The sequence below is a fragment of the Phenylobacterium immobile (ATCC 35973) genome, from assembly GCF_001375595.1.
Taxonomy (GTDB): Bacteria; Pseudomonadota; Alphaproteobacteria; order Caulobacterales; family Caulobacteraceae; genus Phenylobacterium; species Phenylobacterium immobile.
The window spans coordinates 948,042-967,324 of record NZ_CVJQ01000001.1 but is presented as its reverse complement, the minus strand read 5'-3'; the positions used below and the strand labels follow the sequence as shown (position 1 = coordinate 967,324).

Genomic DNA, 19,283 nt, shown 5'->3' with positions numbered 1-19,283 from the left:
GCGCGCGACGCCCCGGTTTCCAGCCGCGTTGCAGCCGCATTCTTTAGGCTTTAGTACGGGCAGGCTTCTCTATCTCCTCCAGGACCCCGTCCATGCGCCGTCTGGCCCGCTCCGCCATCGCCCTTTTCCTGGCCGCCGCCGCCCTCGTGGCCGCGCCGTCGGCCTATGCGCAGCGAGGCGGCGACGATGGCCAGGCCCAGGCCGACGAGGCCGCCAAGAAGCAGCGCTCCAAGGAATGGGATGTTGTGCAGGCGCCGCTGCCGGGCATGCGCAACTCAGGTCCCTGCCCGTTCGTGAAGAGCCTTTACGACGCCGCGCGCTACGTGGAGTTCAAGGACAACCGCGAGGCCACCGCGTCGGTCGCCTATTCCGGGGAGATCGAGCGCATCTCCGCCGGCTGCAGCTATCGGGGCGATGAGCCGATCAAGGTGGTGATGGATGTGCTGTTCCAGCTGGGCAAGGGCCCCCAGGCGACCAGCAATTCAAAGACCTACCGCTATTGGATCGCGGTGACCGAGCGCAACACCATGGTCATCACCAAGCAGTACTTCGACCTGCCGGCGAAGTTTGGCGACAAGGACCGCATCTACGTCACAGAGAAGATCAGCAACATCGTCATTCCCCGCGCCAAGGACACGACTTCGGGCGGGAATTTCGAGATCCTGATCGGTTTTGACGTCACGCCGGAAATGGCCGAGTTCAACCGCTTCGGCAAACGCTTCCGCGCCGCCGCCGGCACGGGCGCTGTGACCGGCACGACGAGCGCCGCCGCACCGCAATGACCGACCTCAAACGGCAGCTGGGCGAGGCGGTCGAGGCCGCCTTCGCCGCCGTTGGCGCGCCTGCAGGCGTGGGCCGGGTCACCGTGTCCGACCGGCCGGACCTCGCCGACTTCCAGTCCAATGGCGCCATGGCCGCCGCCAAGGCCCTGGGCAAGCCGCCGCGCGACATCGCCCAGGCGGTGGTTGAGCGGCTGGCCGGCGATCCGCGTCTGGCCGGCGTCGACATCGCGGGTCCGGGCTTCATCAATCTGAAGGTCGCCGACGCCTTCATCGCCGCTCGCGCTCAGGCGATCGCTGACGATCCGCGCACCGGCGCCGAGCGCCTGGCGGCGCCGCGCCGGGTGATGATCGACTACGCCGGGCCGAACGTAGCCAAGCCCATGCACGTGGGCCACCTGCGCTCCTCGATCCTCGGCGAGAGCCTGAAGCGGCTCTACCGGTTCCGCGGCGACGAGGTGTTGGGCGACGCCCATTTCGGCGACTGGGGCTACCAGATGGGCCTGCTGATCGGCGCGGTCTGCGACGAGAACCCCGCCATCGCCGCCGAGGTCGCGCGGCTGAACGCCGCGCCCGACGCCGACCTCGACCAGATCGTCGAGACCTTCGAGACCGTCACCCTGGCCGACCTCGACCGGCTCTATCCCGAGGCTGCGGCGAAGGGGAAGGCCGACCCGGACTACCGCGACCGCGCCCGCAAGCTGACCGCCGAGCTGCAGGCCAAGGCGCCCGGCGCCTACATTCTGTGGCGGCGTTTCGCCCGCGTCACCCGGGTGGCGCTGGAGCGCGACTTCGCGTCCCTGGGCGTCACCTTCGACCTGTGGAAGGGCGAGAGCGACGCCGACCCCCTGATCCCGGCGATGGTCGAGGACCTGGACGCCAAGGGCCTGCTGGTCGACGACCAGGGCGCGCGGATCATCCGCGTGGCCCGCCAGGGCGACAAGCGCGAGCTGCCGCCCCTGCTGGTGGTGTCCTCCGAAGGCTCGGCCATGTACGGCACCACCGACCTGGCGACGATCCTGGACCGCAAGCAAAGCTTCGATCCGCAGTTCACCATCTACGCCGTCGACCAGCGCCAGACCGACCACTTCGAGATCGTCTTCCGCGCCGCCTACATGGCCGGCTACGCCCCGGAAGGCGCGCTGGAGCACGTCGGCTTCGGCACCATGAACGGGACCGACGGCAAGCCCTTCAAGACCCGCGAGGGCGGCGTGCTCAAGCTCGGCGACCTGATCGAGATGACGCGGGAGAAGGCGCGCGAGCGGCTGCACGAGGCCAAGCTGGGTGAAGACCTGAGCCCTGAGGCCTTCGAGGACATCGCCGCCAAGGTCGCCGTCGCCGCGCTCAAGTTCGCCGACCTGCAGAACTACCGCGGCACCTCCTACGTCTTCGACCTCGACCGCTTCATGAGCTTCGAGGGTAAGACAGGCCCCTACCTGCTCTACCAGGCGGTGCGGGTGAAATCCCTGCTGCGCCGCGCCGAGGCGGAGGGCGTGACACCGGGCCCGATCACGATCGGCGAGCCGGCCGAACGCGACCTGGCGCTGACGCTCGACGCCTTCGAGGCGGCGCTTGCCGAGGCCTACGACAAAAAGGCGCCCAACGCCCTGGCCGAACACGCCTTCCGCCTGGCCCAGGCCTTCTCGAAGTTCTACGCCGCCTGCCCGATCATGGGCGCTGAACCCGCTGTCCGCTCTTCACGCCTGGCCCTGGCGACGACGATGCTGCGCCAGTTGGAACTGGCGTTGGACCTGCTCGGCATCGCGACGCCGGAACGGATGTAGTCAGGCCGAGAAAAGCAGCGCCTTGAGGTTCGGCGCCGGGCCGCCAGGGCGGATCAACGCAAGATCCGCAGCGCCTTCGCTGTGCAGCCGCCGGACATAGAACCGCAAGACGATCGCCATCGCCACGGGCAGGAACAGGCCAAGCGACAAAATGATGAGTGCGAAGCAAGCCAGCGCCATACCGATCATTTCCACCACATCGATTTTGAGGCTGAAGCGCGCGCTGTCGAAGCTCGTCCCGCGCGCTATGGCCTTGGCGAGCGCGGCGACGAAGGGCTGCTCCATCGCCACGAGGACGATCATGCCGACCAGGCTGGCGCCGGCCGCAGACCCGTTCGAGAACGCCATCGGCAAGCCGTTGGTCAGCACCATCCCCGCCCAGTAGACGGCGAACATGGGATAGACCGGCACGCTCTTCGCCTGCGTCATATCGAAGGCGAAAGGCTGGTCGCCGATCGAGAGCCGGCTGATCACATGCTCAGACAGCAGCCGGTACGCGGCTGGCAGGTACCAAAGAAGCGAGATCCCCGAGAGCAGCATCAGCACCCAGGCCTTCAGCGCAAAGGCGACCGGCGAACCCGCCAGCGCAAAGCGCGCGCCGCGCCAGAGTGTGTGGCCTGCAAGGTAGCGCAGCAGGACATAGCCAGCGGCGAACGCCAGAAAACTTGCGATCACTATCCACGGCAGGACCCATGGAAGGGCGAGCCGCCCGCCTGAACCGACGATCAGGAAAACGATCGGCCCGTAACATACGAGCAGGAGCGCCCACCCGCCAAGAAACAGGTGAAAGCCCTTTCCGTCGTAAGCCAGCGGGTCACCGTTAATCCTCACCGAGGCTGCAAGCGCCTTGAGAACTCGCGTGAATCCCCAGGGTGCGTAGATTCCCAGGGTAATGACCGTGAGAAAACCCGTGATGAGACTGAGCTTGAAAAAAGATTTCAGGTCGAAATCTTCTGCGAATGTGATGGAGCCTTCAGTCTGCGTCGTCGCGTCCGTCATCTGCTCTCCCCCGACAGCGCCGACGATGCTGGCAGGAGAAGCAAGCTTCGTCGAGAGCCAAGCTTATCCGCGCATCCATCGTAGTTCTCTGCGATGATGGAGCTATGAAACCGCCGATCAAAAGCCTCGCCGATCTGAAGCCGAAAACGCCGACGAAGACCTACGCGCCGCCGACGCCGAAGGTGTCGCGGCAGCAGAAGGCGAAGGTGCTGAGCGCGGCTGAGAAGGCCGCGTTCCTCGCCTCGCGGCCGGACCTCGCCAAGAAATGAAGCAGGTCATCGTCGTCAACCAGGCGCTGGAGCTGCCGCCCGGCAAGATGGCGGCGCAGGTGGCGCACGGCGCGGTGGGCGGCTTCCTGCAGGCCGACCGCGAACAGCAGGTCGGCTGGCTGCAGAAGGGCATGCCGAAAATCGTGTTGCGCTGCGTCGATGAGGCCGCGCTTCTGGACCTGCATGCCCAGGCCGAGGCGGCCGGCGTGCCAACCATGCTGGTCCGTGACGCCGGCCGAACGGTGCTGAAGCCCGGCACGGCGACCTGCGTCGGCATCGGCCCGGATCTTCCCGCCAAGGTCGATGCGATCACCGCGACGCTCAAGCTGGTGCGCTAGATCGGGCGCAGGTCGAACCCTCAGGGACTCGCGCCTGTTCCGAACTCTGCGCGTTGACTCCGCCTCTCGCTTCACTCAGCCTTGGACAACTCTCGCGGGAGAGACCGGATTCGTCCGGAGCCGAAGGCGCAACCGCCCCGGAAACGCTCAGGCAAAAGGACCGCGAGGGCTGATGCACGCTGGAAAGCAGCGGCCGCAAGGCCGCTCGCCGAAGGAGCAAGGTCGGGCCTCACCATCGGTCCGGCCGGAATCTCTCAGGCCCAAGGACAGCGGGGGCGCTTGCGGCGGAGTTTCCGTCGCGGCCAGCCCGGAGTCCGTCTGTTGTCCGAAACCCATTTAAAGACCACGCCGCTCCACGCCGCGCATCTGGCCGCTGGCGCGCGCATGGTCGCCTTCGCTGGCTACGACATGCCCGTGCAGTACGCCGACGGCGTGCTGAAGGAGCATCTCTGGACCCGTGAGAGCGCGGGCCTCTTCGATGTCTCCCACATGGGTCAGGCGCGGATTACGGGCGCCGATCCCTTCCGGGCTTTCGAACGCCTGACACCTGGCGACTTCCGGGGCCTGAAGGTCGGCCGACAGCGCTATTCGGTGCTGTTGAATGAGGCGGGCGGCGTCCTCGACGATCTTATGGCCGCGCGGCCGGACGACAACGGCCTGTTCGTCGTGGTCAACGGCGCCTGCAAGGACGCCGACTTCGCGCTCCTGGCGAAGGGTCTGGGTCCGGAAGGCGCTTTGCAGGTCCTGGAGGACCGCGCGCTGATCGCCCTGCAGGGGCCAAGGGCCGCAGAGGCCTTCGCCGTCCACGTCCCCGAAGCCCTGCGGCTGGCCTTCATGGACTCCGCCGTGCTGTCAGGGTTCGGCTGCGACCTGATCGTTTCGCGCTCAGGCTACACCGGCGAGGACGGGTTTGAGATTTCCCTGCCGGCCAGAGAGGCTGAGCGCGTCTGGGCGACCTTGCTGGAGGACCAACGGGTGCGCCCGATCGGCCTGGGCGCACGCGATTCCCTGCGCCTGGAGGCGGGCCTGCCGCTCTATGGCCACGACCTGGACGAGACGGTCAGCCCCATCGAAGCCGGTCTGGGCTTCGCCATCTCGAAGAAGCGCCTGGCGGCGGGTGACTTCCCTGGCGCGGCGCGGATCGCCCGCGAGTTGGCCGGCGACCTCACCCGCGTCCGCGTCGCCCTGAAGGTGCTGGAAGGCGCGCCGGCACGGGAAGGCGCCGAGATCGCTGACGAGACCGGCGCCGTCGTGGGTCGCATCACCTCAGGCGGCCATTCTCCCTGCCTGAAGCAAGGCGTGGCCCTCGGCTTCGCCCCTCCAGGCCTCGCCCAGGCGGGCCAGCGCCTCAATGTCATCGTCCGCGGACGCTCGCAGCCCTGCGAGGTCGTGGAACCGCCCTTCGTCCCCCATCGCTACGCCCGCAAGGTTTGAGGAGACCCGTCATGCGCTTCACCAAGGACCACGAGTGGGTCGAACTCTCTGGCGACATCGCCACCATCGGCGTCACCGCCTACGCCGCCGAACAGCTGGGCGACGTCGTCTTCGTCGAGACCCCGAGCGTCGGCAAGACGGTGAAGGCCGGCGACGCCTTCGCCGTGGTCGAGAGCGTCAAGGCGGCCTCCGATGTCTATGCGCCGATCAGCGGCGAGGTGGTCGAGACCAACGCCGAGGTGGTCGATGCGCCGGAGACCGTGAACGCCGCGCCGGAAGCGGCCGGCTGGTTCGCCAAGGTGCGCATCGCCGACGCCGCCGAGGTCGAGGCCCTGATGGATCGCGACGCCTACGAAGCCTACCTCCAGACCCTCTGAGGCTGACAACCATGCGCTACCTGCCGCTGACGCCCGACGACCGCGCCGCCATGCTGGCGACCATCGGCGCGCCCGACATCGACGCCCTGTTTGTGGACGTGCCTGAAGCCGCACGCGCCCGCGACCTCTTCGACCTGCCGCTGCACCAGAGCGAGATGGCGGTGGAGCGGGCGCTGGCGGCGCTGGCGGCGCAGAACCGGCCGGCGGGCGCGGGACCGTTCTTCTGCGGGGCCGGGGCCTATCGCCACCACGTCCCCGCCACCGTGGACCATCTGATCCAGCGTTCGGAATTCCTGACCAGCTACACCCCCTACCAGCCGGAGATCACCCAGGGGTCCCTGCAGGCGCTGTTCGAATTCCAGACCCAGGTCGCCGCCCTGACCGGGCTCGAGGTCGCCAACGCCTCGATGTACGATGGCTCCACCGCCGCGGCGGAGGCGGTGATGATGGCCCAGCGCGTCACCCGCCGGGACAAGGCGATCCTGTCGGGCGGCCTGCATCCGCACTACGCCGCCGTCATCGAGACCATCGCCCGCGCCGAGGGCATGATGATCGTGCGCCTCCCGGCCGCCATTGATGACGCCGCGGCGGTGGCCGCGGCGATCGACGAGGCCACCGCCTGCGTGGTGGTCCAGACGCCCAATGTGTTCGGGGCCGTTTCCGACGCCTCGCCGCTGGCCCAGGCGGCGCACGCCGCCGGCGCCCTGCTGGTCACCGTGACCACCGAGGCGCTGGCGTTCGGGCTTTTGAAATCGCCCGGTGAAATGGGCGCCGACATCGCTGTGGCCGAGGGCCAGTCGATCGGCAACGGCCTGAACTTCGGCGGCCCCTATCTCGGCCTCTTCGCCGCGCGCGAGAAGCTGGTGCGGCAGATGCCGGGCCGCATCGCGGGCGAGACGGTGGACGCCGACGGCCGCCGCGGCTTCGTCCTGACGCTGTCGACCCGCGAGCAGCACATCCGCCGTGAAAAGGCGACGTCGAACATCTGCACCAACTCCGGCCTCTGCGCGCTGGCCTTCACGATCCACATGACCCTGCTGGGCGAGACGGGCCTGCGCGAACTGGCCCTTGTCAACCACAGCCGGGCGCGGGAGCTGCGCACCGCGCTCGACGGCGTGCACGGCGTCGAGGTGCTGACGCCGCGGATGTTCAACGAACTGGCCGTCCGCGTGCCCGGCGAGGCCGCCGCCCTGGTCGAGGCCCTGGCCGCCGACGGGATCATGGCCGGCGTGCCGTTCTCCAGGCTGGATCCCACGGCGCGCATGGACGACGTCCTTCTACTGGCCGCCACCGAGACCACCACCCGCGACGACATCGCGGCTCTTGTCCACGCGCTCCGCGGAAGGATCGGCTGATGAGCATGAATTCCGTGGGCCGCCCCACCCAACCTCAAGGCGCCAACGACCCGGCGGGTTTCACCTCGCTGACCGGCGCGCGCGGCCTGCTGCAGGACGAACCGCTACTGTTTGAGCTGGACGGCTGGGACAAGACCGGCGTCGACATCGAGCCCGCCAGCGAAGACGCCTCCGACCTGGGCGACCTGGTGCGGTCAGCGCCTATCGGCCTACCCGGGCTCTCCGAGCCGGAGGCCGTGCGCCACTATGTGCGGCTGAGCCAGAAGAACCACGCCATCGACTTGGCGCTCTATCCGCTGGGCTCGTGCACCATGAAGCACAACCCGCGGCTGAACGAGAAGCTGGCCCGGCTGGCCGGCTTCGCCGACCTCCACCCGCTTCAGCCGCAATCGACCACCCAGGGCGCGCTGACGCTGATGGACGGCCTCGCGCACTGGCTGAAGACCCTGACCGGCATGCCGGCGGTGGCGCTCTCGCCCAAGGCCGGGGCCCACGGCGAACTGTGCGGCCTCCTGGCCATCAAGGCCGCGCACGAGGCGGCGGGAAACGGCCATCGCAAGCGGGTGCTCACCCCCACCTCGGCCCACGGCACGAACCCGGCCACCGCGGCCTTCGTCGGCTATTCGGTGCAAGAGATCGCCCAGACGGCGGACGGACGGGTGGATCTGGCCGACCTGGCGGAGAAGCTGGGCCCCGACGTGGCCGCCATCATGGTGACCAATCCCAACACCTGCGGCCTCTTCGAACGCGACGTGATCGAGATCGCCCGGCTGACCCATGAGGCCGGCGCCTACTTCTACTGCGACGGTGCCAACTTCAACGCCATTGTGGGTCGGGTGCGGCCGGGCGACCTGGGTGTGGACGCCATGCACATCAACCTGCACAAGACCTTTTCCACGCCGCACGGCGGCGGCGGGCCGGGCGCGGGGCCCGTGGTTCTGTCGGCCGCGCTGGCGGCCTTCGCGCCCACGCCCTGGGTCGTGAGCGACGAGGGCGGATTCCGTCTGGTCGAGGAGGCGGAAGGGCCGGCGGCCCAGACCTTTGGCCGGATGACCGCCTTCCACGGCCAGATGGGCATGTTCGTCCGCGCCTACGCCTACATGTTGAGCCACGGGGCCGACGGCCTGCGGCAGGTGGCCGAGGACGCCGTGCTGAACGCCAATTACATCAAGGCCAGCCTCAGCGACGTCATGAGCCCGGCCTTCCCGGAGGGGCCCTGCATGCACGAGGCCCTGTTCGACGACAGCTGGCTGAAGGGCACGGAGATCACCACGCTCGATTTCGCCAAGGCGATGATCGACGAGGGCTTCCACCCCATGACCATGTATTTTCCGCTTGTGGTCCATGGCGCGATGCTGATCGAGCCGACCGAGACCGAATCCAAGGCCGAGCTGGACCGCTTCTGCGGCGCGCTCCGCGCCCTGGCTCAGGCGGCGAAGGCTGGCGACGTCGAGCGCTTCCGCGGCGCCCCGCATCTGGCGCCGCTCGGTCGCCTGGACGAGACCCTGGCGGCGCGAAAGCCCAAGCTGGTGTGGAAACCTGTGGCGCCCGGAGCATTGGCCGCGGAATAACCAATTGTTCACGCCGCCCGCCCTTTACCCAGGCCCAGCGGGTTCGCATATGCGCGGATGTGTCCCTCGCCAACCTGACCTCACACGCCGAGCGCGCCCGCGCGTCCGCCCATCGGGCGGCGAGCCTTGCCGTGCGCTGGCTGCTGTTCGCCGTAGGCTGCGTGGTGATCGTCGCTGGCCTGGCGACGGCGCTCTTGCCCGGCCATATCGGCGTCCCGCTCCTGGTCGTCGGCCTGATGATCGTGCTGCGCCAGTCGTTCAGCGCGAAACGGCGATTCCTGCGCCTGCAAAAGGCCCACCCCAAGATCGTCTTCCCGATCCGGCGGCTGATGCGGCGCAAACCCGAGATCGTCCTGGTGATGTGGCAGCAGTACCTGCGGGTCGAACGTTTCGTCCTGCCCAGCCGCTGGCGCGTCGGCGTCAGCACCCGCCGCAGCCTGAAGCGGCGATTTCGCTAGCCGCCTCGATCATCGCGGCGAAAATCGGGAGCCATAGGGCGATCGCCTGCCCCCCCCCCCGGCGCGGACTCAGATTGGGCGCCGACGCTCATTGGCAGAGCGCGAAAATTTGAAGGTCCAAACGAAAACGCCCCGGATCATTCCGGGGCGTTTGTGTTCGTCGGGAGAAATCCGCCTACTGCAGCTTCTCGGCCAGTTGGGCGATGCCGCGGTCGATGAGCGGGTCTGACTTGCTCGCCGCAAGTTGGCCGGCGAGCACCGTCTCGGCGGCCTTGGCGGCCAGGTCGATGGCGGCGGCGCGGACCTGGGCGGTGGCCTCGGCTTCCGCTGCGGCGATCTTGCGTTCCGCCAGGCGCGTGCGGATCGCGATGGATTCTTCCAGGCGAACCTTGGCGTCGATGCCCAGCTGCCTGGCCTGCGCTTCGGCCGAGGCCAACATGGCCTTGGCCTGGGCTTCGGCCTGGTCGCGCTGCTGCTGGATATCAGCCAGCAGAGCTTCGGCCTCGGCGCGGATGCGCGCGGCCTCGTCCAGGTCGGTCTGGATGACAGCAGCCTTGGAGTCCAGCGCGGCGGCGGCCATCTTGAACCCGCCGGCGAACCAAACGATCAGCAGGAATGAAAGAAAGCCGACGCCGACCCACAGCTCGGGGTTCGCCAGGTTCCAGAATTCAGCGGTGAAGAAGGCGGGCATCGACTATCCCTGCTGGTTGACGGCGCTCGCCACCGCTTCGCGCGACGCGGGCGCGCCGGTCAGTTTCTCAATCATCGCCTCGGCCGCATCGGTCGCCACAGTCGACAGCTGGGCCATCGCGGCTTCGCGGGCGGCGCGGATGCGCTCGTCCGCGCTCGCCTGCCGGGCCGAAAGCTCGGTCTCCAGCTCGGCTTCGCGAGCGGCGGATTCAGCATTGGCCTTGGCCTTGGCGTCGGCCGCGGTCTTCTGGGCCTTGGAGCGCGCCTCGGCCAGGGCCTGCTTGGCGGCCTCGGCCTGGGCCGCGGCCTGAGCCTGCACCGAGCGTGCGGACGCCAGGGCGCCGTCGATCGTCTCGCGACGCTCATCGAAGACCCGGCGCATGCGCGGGCCGAACACCTTGGCGATCAACAGGTAGAGGATCGCGAAGAGGATCAGCAGGTAGGCGATCTGGCCGCCCCAGTGCTCGAACTGGAACTGGGGCAGACCGCCGCCGCCATGCGCAGCCTCGGTCCCCTCGTGAACAGCCTCATGACCAGGCGTGGCCACGCTCGCCGCGGACGCCTCGGCGGCGTTCTCGACGGAATGGGTGGTCGCTTGGTCGGTCTCTACGGCCATTAGGGGCTCCGCGTCGTCAAATCGTGCGGGGCCCGTCGGAACGAGCCCCTGTCAGCATCGTCAGGCGCCCGCCGCGAAGGGCGAGCCGCCGGGATCAGCCGAACTTCAGCAGGATGCCGAGCACGAAGGACAGGATGCCCAGGGCTTCGGCCAGAGCCGCGCCGACGAACAGGTTGCCGATCTGGCTGGCGGCGGCCGACGGGTTGCGCAGGGCGCCCGACAGGAAGCTGCCGAAGATGTTGCCCACGCCGATGCCGGCGCCGATCATGCCGAGGGTCGCGAGGCCCGCGCCGATTTGCTTAGCAGCTTCAAGTTCCATGGTTTCTTCCTAGTCGAGAAATAGGGTGGAGGTTGATTGGGCTCAGTGACCGTGGCCGAGATTGACCACGTCGTTGAGATAGATGCAGGTCAGCACGGCGAAGACGAAGGCCTGCAGGAAAGCCACGAGGCATTCCAGCGCCGTCAGCGCCACGACCATGCTGAGCGAAAGCGCCGCGCCGGGAATGCCCAGCAGGCCCAGACCGCCGGCGGCGGCCATCCCGCCCAGCGCCACGACGAAGCCCGCAAACACCTTCAGCGCCACGTGGCCGCCCAGCATGTTGCCGAACAGACGAAGGGCGAGGGTGACAGGCCGCAGGAGGAACGACACGAATTCGATGATCACGATGACCGGCAACAGGACCCACGGCACGCCCGACGGGACGAACAGCTTGAAGAAGCCGAGGCCATGCTTGGCGAAGCCGATGGCGATGACGAGCGCAATCGTCATCAGGCCGAAGGTCGCGGTGATCGCGAGTTGCGAGGTCACAGTGAAGGTAAGCAAGAGGCCGAGCACGTTCATCGCCAGGATGAACATGAAGGTGGTGAAGACGAACGGGAAATACTTGCGGCCGTCATGACCGATGATCGACTCCGCGAGGTTGTCGATCATGCCAAACAGGGTCTCGCCGACCGCCTGGAAGCGGCCCGGCACGACTTGCGCGCGCGCCGTCGTCATCTGCAGGAAGCCCACGACCACGACGAAGGCGAGGGTCATGGCCAGGTGCGAATTGGTGAAAGCCAGCTCGGTGCGGCCGAACAGCGGCAGCGTCACCTCACCGAAGTCGACGAGTTTGGTGATCTGGAACTGGTGGATCGGGTCGGTGGACGCCATCGGCCCTAAGACTCCTCGTCGTCGTCGTCGAACGGAACCGAAGGGAGCGGTTCCGAACCTTGCTTCGCCAGCGCCATCAAGCGGTTGGCCGTTCGCCGCGCCATCCAGATCGAAAGGGCGAAGCCAATAAGGACTCCCCCGATCAACCCCCACGGCGTGGTGTTGAAGACCCGATCGACGATGAAGCCTGCGGCCAATCCCACCAACACCCCGCCGAGCAATTCGGCGATGATGCGATAGGCCTGGCTTACGGCCTGTTCACCGGCGTGCGACGCAACCGGACGCTGGGTCCGGGCCCCGAGAGCCGCGGCCCGTTCATCAAGGCGTTTGATCGCCTCTTCACGCGAGTCGTCAGCTGGGGTCATCTATTGATGTACGTGCGTTACGAGTTTGGGGGACCATAGGCCCCCCGGCTTGATCGCGGCGGAAACTATAGACGCGAGGCCCATGCGTCAAGGCTGGGCGGCATCTTGTCAGAACATTGATTTCAATGGGAAAATTGACCGGGAGGGCGACCTTCGCGGAACCACGCTCCAGCGCGCCGCTAGTGCGCGACGAGCGCTTCGGCCTGATGGAGGTCGACGCTCACCAGCTGGGAGACGCCGCGCTCGGCCATGGTCACACCGAACAGGCGGTCCATGCGCGACATGGTGACCGGGTTGTGGGTGATGGTGATGAAGCGGGTCGCGGTGCGACGGCGCATTTCATCCAGTAGGTTGCAGAACCGGTCGACGTTGGCGTCGTCCAGCGGTGCGTCCACCTCGTCGAGCACGCAGATCGGCGCAGGCTGGGCCAGGAAGACCGCAAAAATCAGCGCCGCGGCCGTCAAGGCCTGCTCGCCGCCGCTCATCAGGCTCATGACCGCCATCCGTTTACCCGGCGGGCAGGCGAAAATCTCTAGGCCAGCTTCTAACGGATCGTCGGATTCCACGAGACGCAGCTCGGCCTCGCCACCCTGGAACAGGGCCAGGAACAGTGTCTTGAAGTGGTCGTTGATGATGTCGAAGGCCGCCAGCAGGCGCTCCCGACCTTCACTGTTCAGTTCGTCAATGCCCTGGCGCAGGCGGGCGATGGCGGAGGTAAGGTCCGCGCGCTCAGCTTCCATGACCGCCAGCCGCGTCGCGGTTTCCACGGCTTCCTCCTCGGCGCGCAGGTTAACCGCGCCGATCGCCTCGCGCTGGCGTTCCAGGGTGTAAAGATGGGACTCGATCCCGCCGGCGTCGACCGGCACGGCGACGGCCTGGTCAGCGAGGCTCTGGGCGAGCTCTTCCGGCTCAACACGGGCGGTCTCGCGAATCTGCTGAGCGGTCTCGGCCAGACGTTGGACCGCGGCCTCGGCCTGGGCGGCGAAGGTGGCGCGCAGCTCCCGGGCTTCGCCTGCGCGGGCGTCCGCGGCGCGGGCGGCGCGATCGGCCTCGGCGCGAATGCGCTCGGCGCCGGATAGCGCGTCACCGGCTTCGGCTTGCCGCGCCTGGGCCGCCTGAAGCTCGCCGGCGTGCGCCACGCGCCGCTGCTCCAACGCCAGGGGCGCAGCCTCGGCCATGGAGAGCGCGGTCCGCGCAACCTCGCGCGAAGCCGCCAGGCTCTCCAGCCGGGCCGCCGCCGCCGCCGCACGGCGCTTCCAGTCGTCCGCCTCCCGCCGCAAGGTCTCGAGGCGACGGGCGCGCCCTTCCCGCTCGCGAGCCTCGGCGTCGCGGGCGGCGCGAGTGGCCGCGGCGGCCTCGCGGGCGGGCCCCGCGGCGGCGCGCGCTGCGGCGAGGCGCTGGGCCAGGTCACCCGCTGCCGGCAGAGCCTCAAAGGCCGCCTGCGCGTCGGCCAGGGCCGCGGCGTGTTCGGCGGCCTCAACATCAAAGCGGGCGATGACATCGTTCAGCGAGGCGGCGTGGGCCTCGCGGCGGGCGGCCTCGCGCGCGAAGCGCTCAAGCGCCGCACGGGCTTGGGCCAACCGCTGCTCGGCGGCGGGCGGGGCGCGACGAGCCGCGCGGGCGGCCTCTTCGGCCGAGGCCAAAGCGCGGGTCGCCTCAGCCACAGCCTCGCGCAAAGCCCTGGCGGCCGGTTCCTGCGCGGCGATCTCGGCCTCCAGCTCAGCCAACCGTGTCCGCTGTTCCAGTCGCACGGCCGCCGGCTTGGGCGCATCGGCGCGGGCAGTGAAACCATCCCAGCGCCAGAGATCACCCTCCTTCGACACCAGCCGCATGCCAGGGACCAGGGCCGACTGCAGGCGGTCGCCATCCGCCCTGGCGACCAGGCCCGTCATCGCCAGGCGCGCGGAGAGCGCGGCCGGCGCCTCGACGGCGTCGCCCAGCGGCGTGACGCCCTCCGGCCACTGCGGCGACTGCGCGTCCGCCCCACGCCAGAAGGCCGGCGCGGCGGAGTCGAGGGCCGCATCGAGATCGTCGCCGAGCGCGGCGGCCAGGGCCGTCTCAAACCCCCGCGCGGGCCGCACGGCCTCCAAGGCCGGCGAGAAGCCGCCGCGCTTGGCCTGGGCGACCAGGTTGGTTAGCGCCCTGGCCTCAGCCGTCAGGCGGCTGAGCGCATCGTCGGCGCCGCGCGCGGCGGCGCGCGTAGCGCGCTCCTGCTCCTGGATCGCGTGGCGCGCCTCTTCGGCGACTTCCAGCGCGGACCGCGCCGCCGCCAGACCGACCTCGGCGGCGATCGCCTCAGCCTCGGCGTCGGCCGCCTCGCCGCTGGGCGCGACCGTCAGCGCCGCGCGTTCCTGCCGCGCCTGGTCGAGGGCCCGGGTCGAGCGTGACATCCGGCTCCTGGCGTCTTCCAACCGCTGGCTTGCGGCGCGGCGCCCGGCCTCTTCGGCTGCGGCCTCGCCGGCCAGCATCTCGACGGCGGCGTCGGCCTGAGCACGCGCCGCGTCCGAGGCCAGCACAGCGGCCTCAAGCTCCGGCGCGCGTTCGGGCGCGGCGGCGACCTCGACCTCAAGGCCTTCAAGCTCAGCGGCGAGGCCGGACAGCGCCGCCTCGGCGTCCTCCACCATCTGGCTCTCACGGGCGCGGTCGCCGTCGATCCGCCCGAGGTCGGCGACGAGCCGGGCGGTCTCGGCGGCCTGCGCCTCGGCCTCACGGTCGAGGCGATCCTTTTCGATAGCCAGGCGATGCAGGATCGCCGTCGCCACCGCGGCGGCTTCGCGCAAAGGGGCAAGGGCCGCGTCGGCCGCCGCGGCCTGCGTCGTGGCGTGGGCGGCTTGCCGCGCGGTTTCCTCAACAGCGCGACCGGCGGCGGCGGCCTCGCTCGCGATCCGCTCGGCGCTGACCTTGGCCTCCCCCCAGCGCGCATAAAGAACAGCCCCCTGCAGGGCGCGAATCTCAGCCGATAGGCGCCTATAGCGTTCCGCCGAGCGGGCCTCGCGCCGCAGCTTGCCCAGCTGGCTCTCAAGCTCGCGCGCCACGTCGTCGAGGCGCTCGAGGTTCTGCTCGGCGGCGCGCAGGCGCAAATCCGCCTCGTGCCGGCGCGTGTGCAGGCCGGACACGCCGGCCGCCTCCTCGAGAATCATCCGGCGGTTCTGCGGCCGCGCCGCGATCAGTTCGGAAATCTGGCCCTGGCGGACAAGGGCCGGCGAGTTGGACCCGGTTGAAGCGTCGGCGAACAGCAGCTGCACGTCGCGCGCACGGACCTCACGGCCATTGACGCGATAGGTCGAGCCCTCGCCGCGATCGATGCGGCGGACCACCTCGATGATCGCGGTGTCATTGAAAGCGGGCGGCGCGCGTCGCTCGGCGTTGTCGATGGTCAAAGTGACCTCGGCGTGGCTGCGCTGCGGCCGGTCGCCGGAGCCCGCGAAGATGACATCGTCCATGCCGCCGGCCCGCATGGCCTTAGCGGAATTGGCGCCCATCACCCAGCGCAGCGCCTCCAGGAGGTTCGACTTGCCGCAGCCGTTGGGCCCGACGATGCCCGTGATTCCAGGTTCGATCCGGAACTCGGTCGGATCGACGAAGGACTTGAAGCCCGAAAGGCGAAGTCGCTGGAAGCGCACGGTGCTCCTTCAGGGGCCTCCTACTTCGAGGCTGCGGCGAAGGCCGCATCCAGTTGCTGCATACTGATCTCGCCCTCGGCGATCTTCTTGCCGTTCATCACAAAGGTCGGCGTGGAGTTGATCTTGTCCTGCTTTACGGCGCGGTCGACGCGGCTCTGCAGGGCGGTCAGCGCCTTTTCATCGGAGACGCAGGCGTTGAACTGCGGCTCGGTCATGCCCGCCGACTGGGCGATGCGCAGCAACACGCCGCGGAAGTCGCCCGTGGTGAACATCTCCTGCTGGTTCTTGTAGACGGAGTCCAGGACAGTGAAATACTTGTCCTTGCCGGCGCAACGCGAGATCAGGAAGCCTGCGGCGGCCACTTCGGCGGGTGGCGTCAGGAACTCCTTCATCGTGTAGCCGACCTTGCCGGTGTCGATGTACTTAGCCTTGAAGGCTGGGAAGACCTCGTTGTTGAACGTCGCGCAGTGGACGCAAGAGGCCGAGGCGTATTCGACGAGCTGAACCTTGGCCTTCATATTGCCCAGGGTCATGTCGCCATCGGCGGGACCGCCCTTGGCGCCGGCCTGGTTGCAGCCTGCGAGCGCAAGACCCAGGCCGAGGGCGGCGACGGCGGCGATGTGACGGCGGCTGAACATGGCGTTTCGACCTTCTTCGTACGAACGAGGCAGTAAAGCGCGATTCCTGCCGCAGACGAGGCCCCGGCCGCAAGGGCGTTTCGTCAGCGCTGTCGGCGCAGCACCCCACGGCCCAGTGCGGCCAGCCTTTCCTTGAGGGGACCATCCGGCTGGTTCGCCAGGCTGGCCGCCAGCTCCGCCTCGGCGGCGGCGTCGAGGGGCGGGCTGCGGCGGACGATCGACCGCGCCTCCGGCGCGCGACGCAAGGGTCCCTGGACGATGCGCAGCTTCCCCACCGAACCCGCGCCCAGGAACAGGTTCACCCGTTCGAGGATCTCCTGGCCCTGGTGCTGGATAATCGCGGCCGCCGCACCGGCGACACGGATCTCCAGGATCGTCGGCGCATCGCCTCGGCCCTTGGTCAGCTTCACGGGCTCCGTACGCCGGGCGATGTCGGGGCCGACGATCTCACGCCAGCGGGCGATGAGCGCGCCGGGGCCCTTGCCGAAGCGGGCGTCAAGCTCGCGCATAAGGCCGGCCAGCTTGCGTCCCGCCGGGGGCGGCGGACGGGCCGGCGGCCGCGTGCGGCGCGCCGCCAGAATCTGGGCGGCCTCCTCCATCGTGGGCAGGCGGCGGGACATGGCGCATTTATAGCTGCCGTGTCGGCGCGCGCGAAGCTAAGACGCGAACGTGACCGAAGAACTGCGCCGCCTTCTCCTCGCCTGGTACGACGCCAACGCCCGCGACCTGCCCTGGCGGGTCAGGCCGGCGGCGCGGGCCGCCGGCCTGGTCGCCGATCCCTACCGGGTCTGGCTATCAGAAGTGATGCTGCAACAGACCACCGTGCCGCATGCGGCGCCCTACTTCCTGAGGTTCACTGAGCGCTGGCCCACCGTCGCCGACCTCGCCGCCGCAGCGGACGAGGAGGTGATGGCCGCCTGGGCGGGCCTCGGCTACTACGCCCGCGCCCGCAATCTGCTGGCCTGCGCCCGAGCCGTCGCCAGCCGCCATGCTGGCGTCTTTCCGAACGACCCTGCAGCGCTGCGCGCCCTGCCCGGCCTCGGCGACTATACGACAGCGGCGGTCTCGGCGATCGCCTTTGGCCAGACCGCCAATGTCGTCGACGGCAACGTCGAGCGGGTGATGGCGCGGCTCTTCGCGGTCGAAGCCCCGCTGCCGGCCGGAAAGCCCGAGCTCAAGGCCCTGGCCGCCAGCCTTGTCCGTGATGACCGCCCCGGCGACTGGGCCCAGGCGCTGATGGACCTGGGCGCTACGGTCTGCCGACCGAAGGCGCCGCTCTGCGAGCTCTGCCCGATCGCGGATCACTGCGCGGGTCTGGCCACCGGCGCACCGGAAACCTTTCCGCGCAAGACCGCCAAGGCCGCCCGACCACATCGTCACGGCGTGGCGTTCATCCTGACGCGGGACGACCAGGTGGCGCTGGTGCGGCGCGAGCCCAAGGGATTGCTGGGCGGCATGCTGGCCCTGCCGACCACGGATTGGCGTAGCGCGCCCTTCTCGGACGCTGAAGCGATCGCGGCGGCCCCTGCTCCGGCCGACTGGCGGCGCGTCGGCGAGATCGAGCACGTCTTCACGCACTTCTCGCTCGGCCTCGCAGTCTATCGCGCGGAAGGCGAGGCGAACGGCGTGATCTGGTCGCCAAGGCGCGACCTCAGCGCCCTCCCCAGCGTCTTCCTCAAGGCCGCCCGCGCGGGGCTGACGGCGCTCGGGCTTTAGGAGACGAGCTGCCCTCGAACCTTCGCGCGCAGGACATCGATCGGCGCCAGGCCCGCATCCGTCTTGAAGTGCCAGTAGGTCCAGCCGTTGCAGGCGGGCTGCGACTGCACCATGGCGCCGACCTTGTGGATCGAGCCGGTCAGATCGCCAGCCATCAGGCTGCCATCGGCGCGGACCCGGGCTGCGATGCGGCCCTTGCCGTCATAGAGGGTGTCGCCGGCGCGCAGCAGGCCAGCCTCGACAATCTGGCCGAAGGGAATGCGCGGCTCGGATTTCTTTGAGCCCGTGACGACCACCTCGTCGGCGGTCGCCGGGATCACCTGCGCCAAGCGCTTTTCGGCGAGGGCGACATACTCGGCCTCGCGCTCGATGCCGACATAGCGACGGCCCAACCGCTTGGCCGCGGCGCCCGTCGTGCCCGTGCCAAAGAAGGGATCGAGGATCACATCGCCCGGCCGCGTCGTCGCCAGGATCAGGCGGTGCAGCAGGGCCTCGGGCTTTTGGGTCGGATGAGCCTTGGTCCCCGCGTCGTTCTTCAGGCGCTCGTCGCCCGTGCATAGCGGCAGGTTCCAGTCCGAGCGCATCTGCAGCTCGTCGTTGGCCATCTTCATGGCGTCATAGTTGAACGTATAGCGCCGGCCGCCGCGCGACTTGGCGGCCCAGATCAGAGTCTCGTGTGCATTGGTGAACCGGGTGCCCTTGAAGTTCGGCATCGGGTTGGCCTTGCGCCAGATGATGTCGTTCAACAGCCAGAAGCCCAGGTCCTGCAGGGCCGAGCCTACGCGGAAGATGTTGTGGTAGCTGCCGATCACCCACAGCGCCCCGTCGTCCTTCAGGATGCGGCGGCACTCGCCCAGCCAGGCGCGCGTGAACGCGTCATAGGCCGCGAAGCTCTCGAACTGGTCCCAGTGGTCGTCGACGGCGTCGACCTTGGAGTTGTCCGGGCGCAGCAGGTCGCCGCCCAGCTGCAGATTATAGGGCGGGTCGGCGAAGACCAGGTCGACCGAACGGTCGGGGAGCTTGCGCAGCTCCTCCAGGCATTCGCCGTGAATGATTTTATCGAGCGCCATTTTGCCGGCAAGGGGGCTCATTCGGAACTCCGCGATTGGAGCCGGAAT

At 68.9% G+C, this 19,283-nt stretch carries 20 protein-coding genes and 1 riboswitch; of the genes, 10 read left to right on the top strand and 10 right to left on the bottom strand.

All coding sequences use genetic code 11. From position 1 onward, the window contains the following. The first annotated feature begins 92 nt into the window (after window positions 1–92). Both BN1313_RS04915 and argS read left to right on the top strand, forming a co-directional pair. Window positions 93–782 carry a Tat pathway signal sequence domain protein gene (locus BN1313_RS04915; RefSeq protein ID WP_091737248.1) on the top strand — a complete coding sequence of 230 codons (690 nt, stop codon included), beginning with the start codon at window positions 93–95 and terminating at the stop codon, window positions 780–782. Further along, window positions 779–2,563, top strand: coding sequence for an arginine--tRNA ligase (argS, locus tag BN1313_RS04910; protein ID WP_091737245.1), 1,785 nt, complete (start codon window positions 779–781; stop codon window positions 2,561–2,563). The genes BN1313_RS04915 and argS overlap by 4 nt, the downstream gene beginning before the upstream one ends. On the opposite strand, the gene BN1313_RS04905 is transcribed toward argS, so the two are convergent. Continuing rightward, entirely contained in the window at window positions 2,564–3,562 is a 999-nt protein-coding gene (locus BN1313_RS04905) for a DUF898 family protein (RefSeq protein ID WP_091737242.1), read from the bottom strand. It lies immediately after the preceding gene. A gap of 104 nt (window positions 3,563–3,666) precedes the next feature. Here BN1313_RS04905 and BN1313_RS16485 point away from each other — a divergent pair, with 104 nt between their 5' ends. The 7 genes from BN1313_RS16485 (at window position 3,667) to BN1313_RS04875 (ending at window position 9,364) form a co-directional block, all read left to right on the top strand. Then, a complete protein-coding gene (locus BN1313_RS16485; protein WP_176695891.1) occupies window positions 3,667–3,831 on the top strand; it encodes a hypothetical protein in 165 nt (54 codons plus the stop codon). After that, on the top strand, window positions 3,828–4,169 hold the full coding sequence (gene pth2 / locus BN1313_RS04900; RefSeq protein ID WP_091737239.1) for an aminoacyl-tRNA hydrolase: 342 nt from the start codon (window positions 3,828–3,830) through the stop codon (window positions 4,167–4,169). The genes BN1313_RS16485 and pth2 overlap by 4 nt, the downstream gene beginning before the upstream one ends. 85 nt (window positions 4,170–4,254) lie before the next feature. Further along, a riboswitch (glycine riboswitch) is annotated at window positions 4,255–4,342 on the top strand. Between the two features lie 148 nt (window positions 4,343–4,490). Then, window positions 4,491–5,603, top strand: coding sequence for a glycine cleavage system aminomethyltransferase GcvT (gene gcvT / locus BN1313_RS04895; RefSeq protein ID WP_091737235.1), 1,113 nt, complete (start codon window positions 4,491–4,493; stop codon window positions 5,601–5,603). 11 nt (window positions 5,604–5,614) lie between these two features. Then, window positions 5,615–5,980, top strand: coding sequence for a glycine cleavage system protein GcvH (gene gcvH / locus BN1313_RS04890; protein WP_091737232.1), 366 nt, complete (start codon window positions 5,615–5,617; stop codon window positions 5,978–5,980). A gap of 11 nt (window positions 5,981–5,991) precedes the next feature. Next, complete coding sequence (gene gcvPA, locus BN1313_RS04885; protein ID WP_091737229.1) at window positions 5,992–7,335, top strand: aminomethyl-transferring glycine dehydrogenase subunit GcvPA; 1,344 nt, start codon at window positions 5,992–5,994, stop codon at window positions 7,333–7,335. Beyond that, entirely contained in the window at window positions 7,335–8,906 is a 1,572-nt protein-coding gene (gene gcvPB, locus BN1313_RS04880; RefSeq protein WP_091737225.1) for an aminomethyl-transferring glycine dehydrogenase subunit GcvPB, read from the top strand. Before gcvPA ends, gcvPB begins: the two co-directional genes overlap by 1 nt. Window positions 8,907–8,965: 59 nt before the next feature. Beyond that, window positions 8,966–9,364: a hypothetical protein gene (locus BN1313_RS04875; protein WP_245620095.1), complete on the top strand. Its 399-nt coding sequence runs from the start codon at window positions 8,966–8,968 to the stop codon at window positions 9,362–9,364. 175 nt (window positions 9,365–9,539) lie between these two features. On the opposite strand, the gene BN1313_RS04870 is transcribed toward BN1313_RS04875, so the two are convergent. The 8 genes from BN1313_RS04870 to BN1313_RS04835 all read right to left on the bottom strand — a co-directional run bounded on the left by BN1313_RS04870 (window position 9,540) and on the right by BN1313_RS04835 (window position 17,069). Further along, window positions 9,540–10,055: a F0F1 ATP synthase subunit B family protein gene (locus BN1313_RS04870; protein WP_091737221.1), complete on the bottom strand. Its 516-nt coding sequence runs from the start codon at window positions 10,053–10,055 to the stop codon at window positions 9,540–9,542. 3 nt (window positions 10,056–10,058) lie between these two features. Further along, window positions 10,059–10,670 carry a F0F1 ATP synthase subunit B family protein gene (locus BN1313_RS04865; protein WP_091737218.1) on the bottom strand — a complete coding sequence of 204 codons (612 nt, stop codon included), beginning with the start codon at window positions 10,668–10,670 and terminating at the stop codon, window positions 10,059–10,061. A 94-nt stretch (window positions 10,671–10,764) separates the two neighbouring features. Next, entirely contained in the window at window positions 10,765–10,989 is a 225-nt protein-coding gene (locus tag BN1313_RS04860) for a F0F1 ATP synthase subunit C (protein ID WP_091737215.1), read from the bottom strand. Window positions 10,990–11,031: 42 nt separating this feature from the next. Beyond that, a complete protein-coding gene (locus BN1313_RS04855) occupies window positions 11,032–11,823 on the bottom strand; it encodes a F0F1 ATP synthase subunit A (RefSeq protein ID WP_091737212.1) in 792 nt (263 codons plus the stop codon). A gap of 5 nt (window positions 11,824–11,828) precedes the next feature. Further along, window positions 11,829–12,188: an AtpZ/AtpI family protein gene (locus tag BN1313_RS04850; RefSeq protein ID WP_091737209.1), complete on the bottom strand. Its 360-nt coding sequence runs from the start codon at window positions 12,186–12,188 to the stop codon at window positions 11,829–11,831. Window positions 12,189–12,367: 179 nt separating this feature from the next. Continuing rightward, window positions 12,368–15,811: a chromosome segregation protein SMC gene (smc, locus tag BN1313_RS04845; protein WP_091737206.1), complete on the bottom strand. Its 3,444-nt coding sequence runs from the start codon at window positions 15,809–15,811 to the stop codon at window positions 12,368–12,370. A 20-nt stretch (window positions 15,812–15,831) separates the two neighbouring features. Continuing rightward, the gene (locus BN1313_RS04840) at window positions 15,832–16,449 is read right to left on the bottom strand and encodes a DsbA family protein (protein ID WP_091737203.1); all 618 of its coding nucleotides are present in this window, start codon (window positions 16,447–16,449) and stop codon (window positions 15,832–15,834) included. A gap of 83 nt (window positions 16,450–16,532) precedes the next feature. Beyond that, window positions 16,533–17,069: a DUF721 domain-containing protein gene (locus tag BN1313_RS04835; RefSeq protein WP_091737200.1), complete on the bottom strand. Its 537-nt coding sequence runs from the start codon at window positions 17,067–17,069 to the stop codon at window positions 16,533–16,535. A gap of 49 nt (window positions 17,070–17,118) precedes the next feature. On the opposite strand from BN1313_RS04835, the gene mutY reads away from it, so the two are divergent. After that, on the top strand, window positions 17,119–18,165 hold the full coding sequence (gene mutY / locus BN1313_RS04830; RefSeq protein WP_091737197.1) for an A/G-specific adenine glycosylase: 1,047 nt from the start codon (window positions 17,119–17,121) through the stop codon (window positions 18,163–18,165). Here the strand turns inward: mutY and BN1313_RS04825 are convergent. Continuing rightward, complete coding sequence (locus tag BN1313_RS04825) at window positions 18,162–19,235, bottom strand: site-specific DNA-methyltransferase (protein WP_091737194.1); 1,074 nt, start codon at window positions 19,233–19,235, stop codon at window positions 18,162–18,164. The genes mutY and BN1313_RS04825 overlap by 4 nt on opposite strands. Between the last annotated feature and the right edge of the window lie 48 nt (window positions 19,236–19,283).

Coding starts and splice junctions, on each gene's coding strand:
- BN1313_RS04915 (WP_091737248.1), top strand. CDS start 93: ATGCGCCGTCTGGCCCGCTCCGCCATCGCCCTTTTCCTGGCCGCCGCC.
- argS (WP_091737245.1), top strand. CDS start 779: ATGACCGACCTCAAACGGCAGCTGGGCGAGGCGGTCGAGGCCGCCTTC.
- BN1313_RS04905 (WP_091737242.1), bottom strand. CDS start 3,562: ATGACGGACGCGACGACGCAGACTGAAGGCTCCATCACATTCGCAGAA.
- BN1313_RS16485 (WP_176695891.1), top strand. CDS start 3,667: ATGAAACCGCCGATCAAAAGCCTCGCCGATCTGAAGCCGAAAACGCCG.
- pth2 (WP_091737239.1), top strand. CDS start 3,828: ATGAAGCAGGTCATCGTCGTCAACCAGGCGCTGGAGCTGCCGCCCGGC.
- gcvH (WP_091737232.1), top strand. CDS start 5,615: ATGCGCTTCACCAAGGACCACGAGTGGGTCGAACTCTCTGGCGACATC.
- gcvPA (WP_091737229.1), top strand. CDS start 5,992: ATGCGCTACCTGCCGCTGACGCCCGACGACCGCGCCGCCATGCTGGCG.
- gcvPB (WP_091737225.1), top strand. CDS start 7,335: ATGAGCATGAATTCCGTGGGCCGCCCCACCCAACCTCAAGGCGCCAAC.
- BN1313_RS04870 (WP_091737221.1), bottom strand. CDS start 10,055: ATGCCCGCCTTCTTCACCGCTGAATTCTGGAACCTGGCGAACCCCGAG.
- BN1313_RS04865 (WP_091737218.1), bottom strand. CDS start 10,670: ATGGCCGTAGAGACCGACCAAGCGACCACCCATTCCGTCGAGAACGCC.
- BN1313_RS04860 (WP_091737215.1), bottom strand. CDS start 10,989: ATGGAACTTGAAGCTGCTAAGCAAATCGGCGCGGGCCTCGCGACCCTC.
- BN1313_RS04855 (WP_091737212.1), bottom strand. CDS start 11,823: ATGGCGTCCACCGACCCGATCCACCAGTTCCAGATCACCAAACTCGTC.
- BN1313_RS04850 (WP_091737209.1), bottom strand. CDS start 12,188: ATGACCCCAGCTGACGACTCGCGTGAAGAGGCGATCAAACGCCTTGAT.
- BN1313_RS04840 (WP_091737203.1), bottom strand. CDS start 16,449: ATGTTCAGCCGCCGTCACATCGCCGCCGTCGCCGCCCTCGGCCTGGGT.
- BN1313_RS04835 (WP_091737200.1), bottom strand. CDS start 17,069: ATGTCCCGCCGCCTGCCCACGATGGAGGAGGCCGCCCAGATTCTGGCG.
- BN1313_RS04825 (WP_091737194.1), bottom strand. CDS start 19,235: ATGGCGCTCGATAAAATCATTCACGGCGAATGCCTGGAGGAGCTGCGC.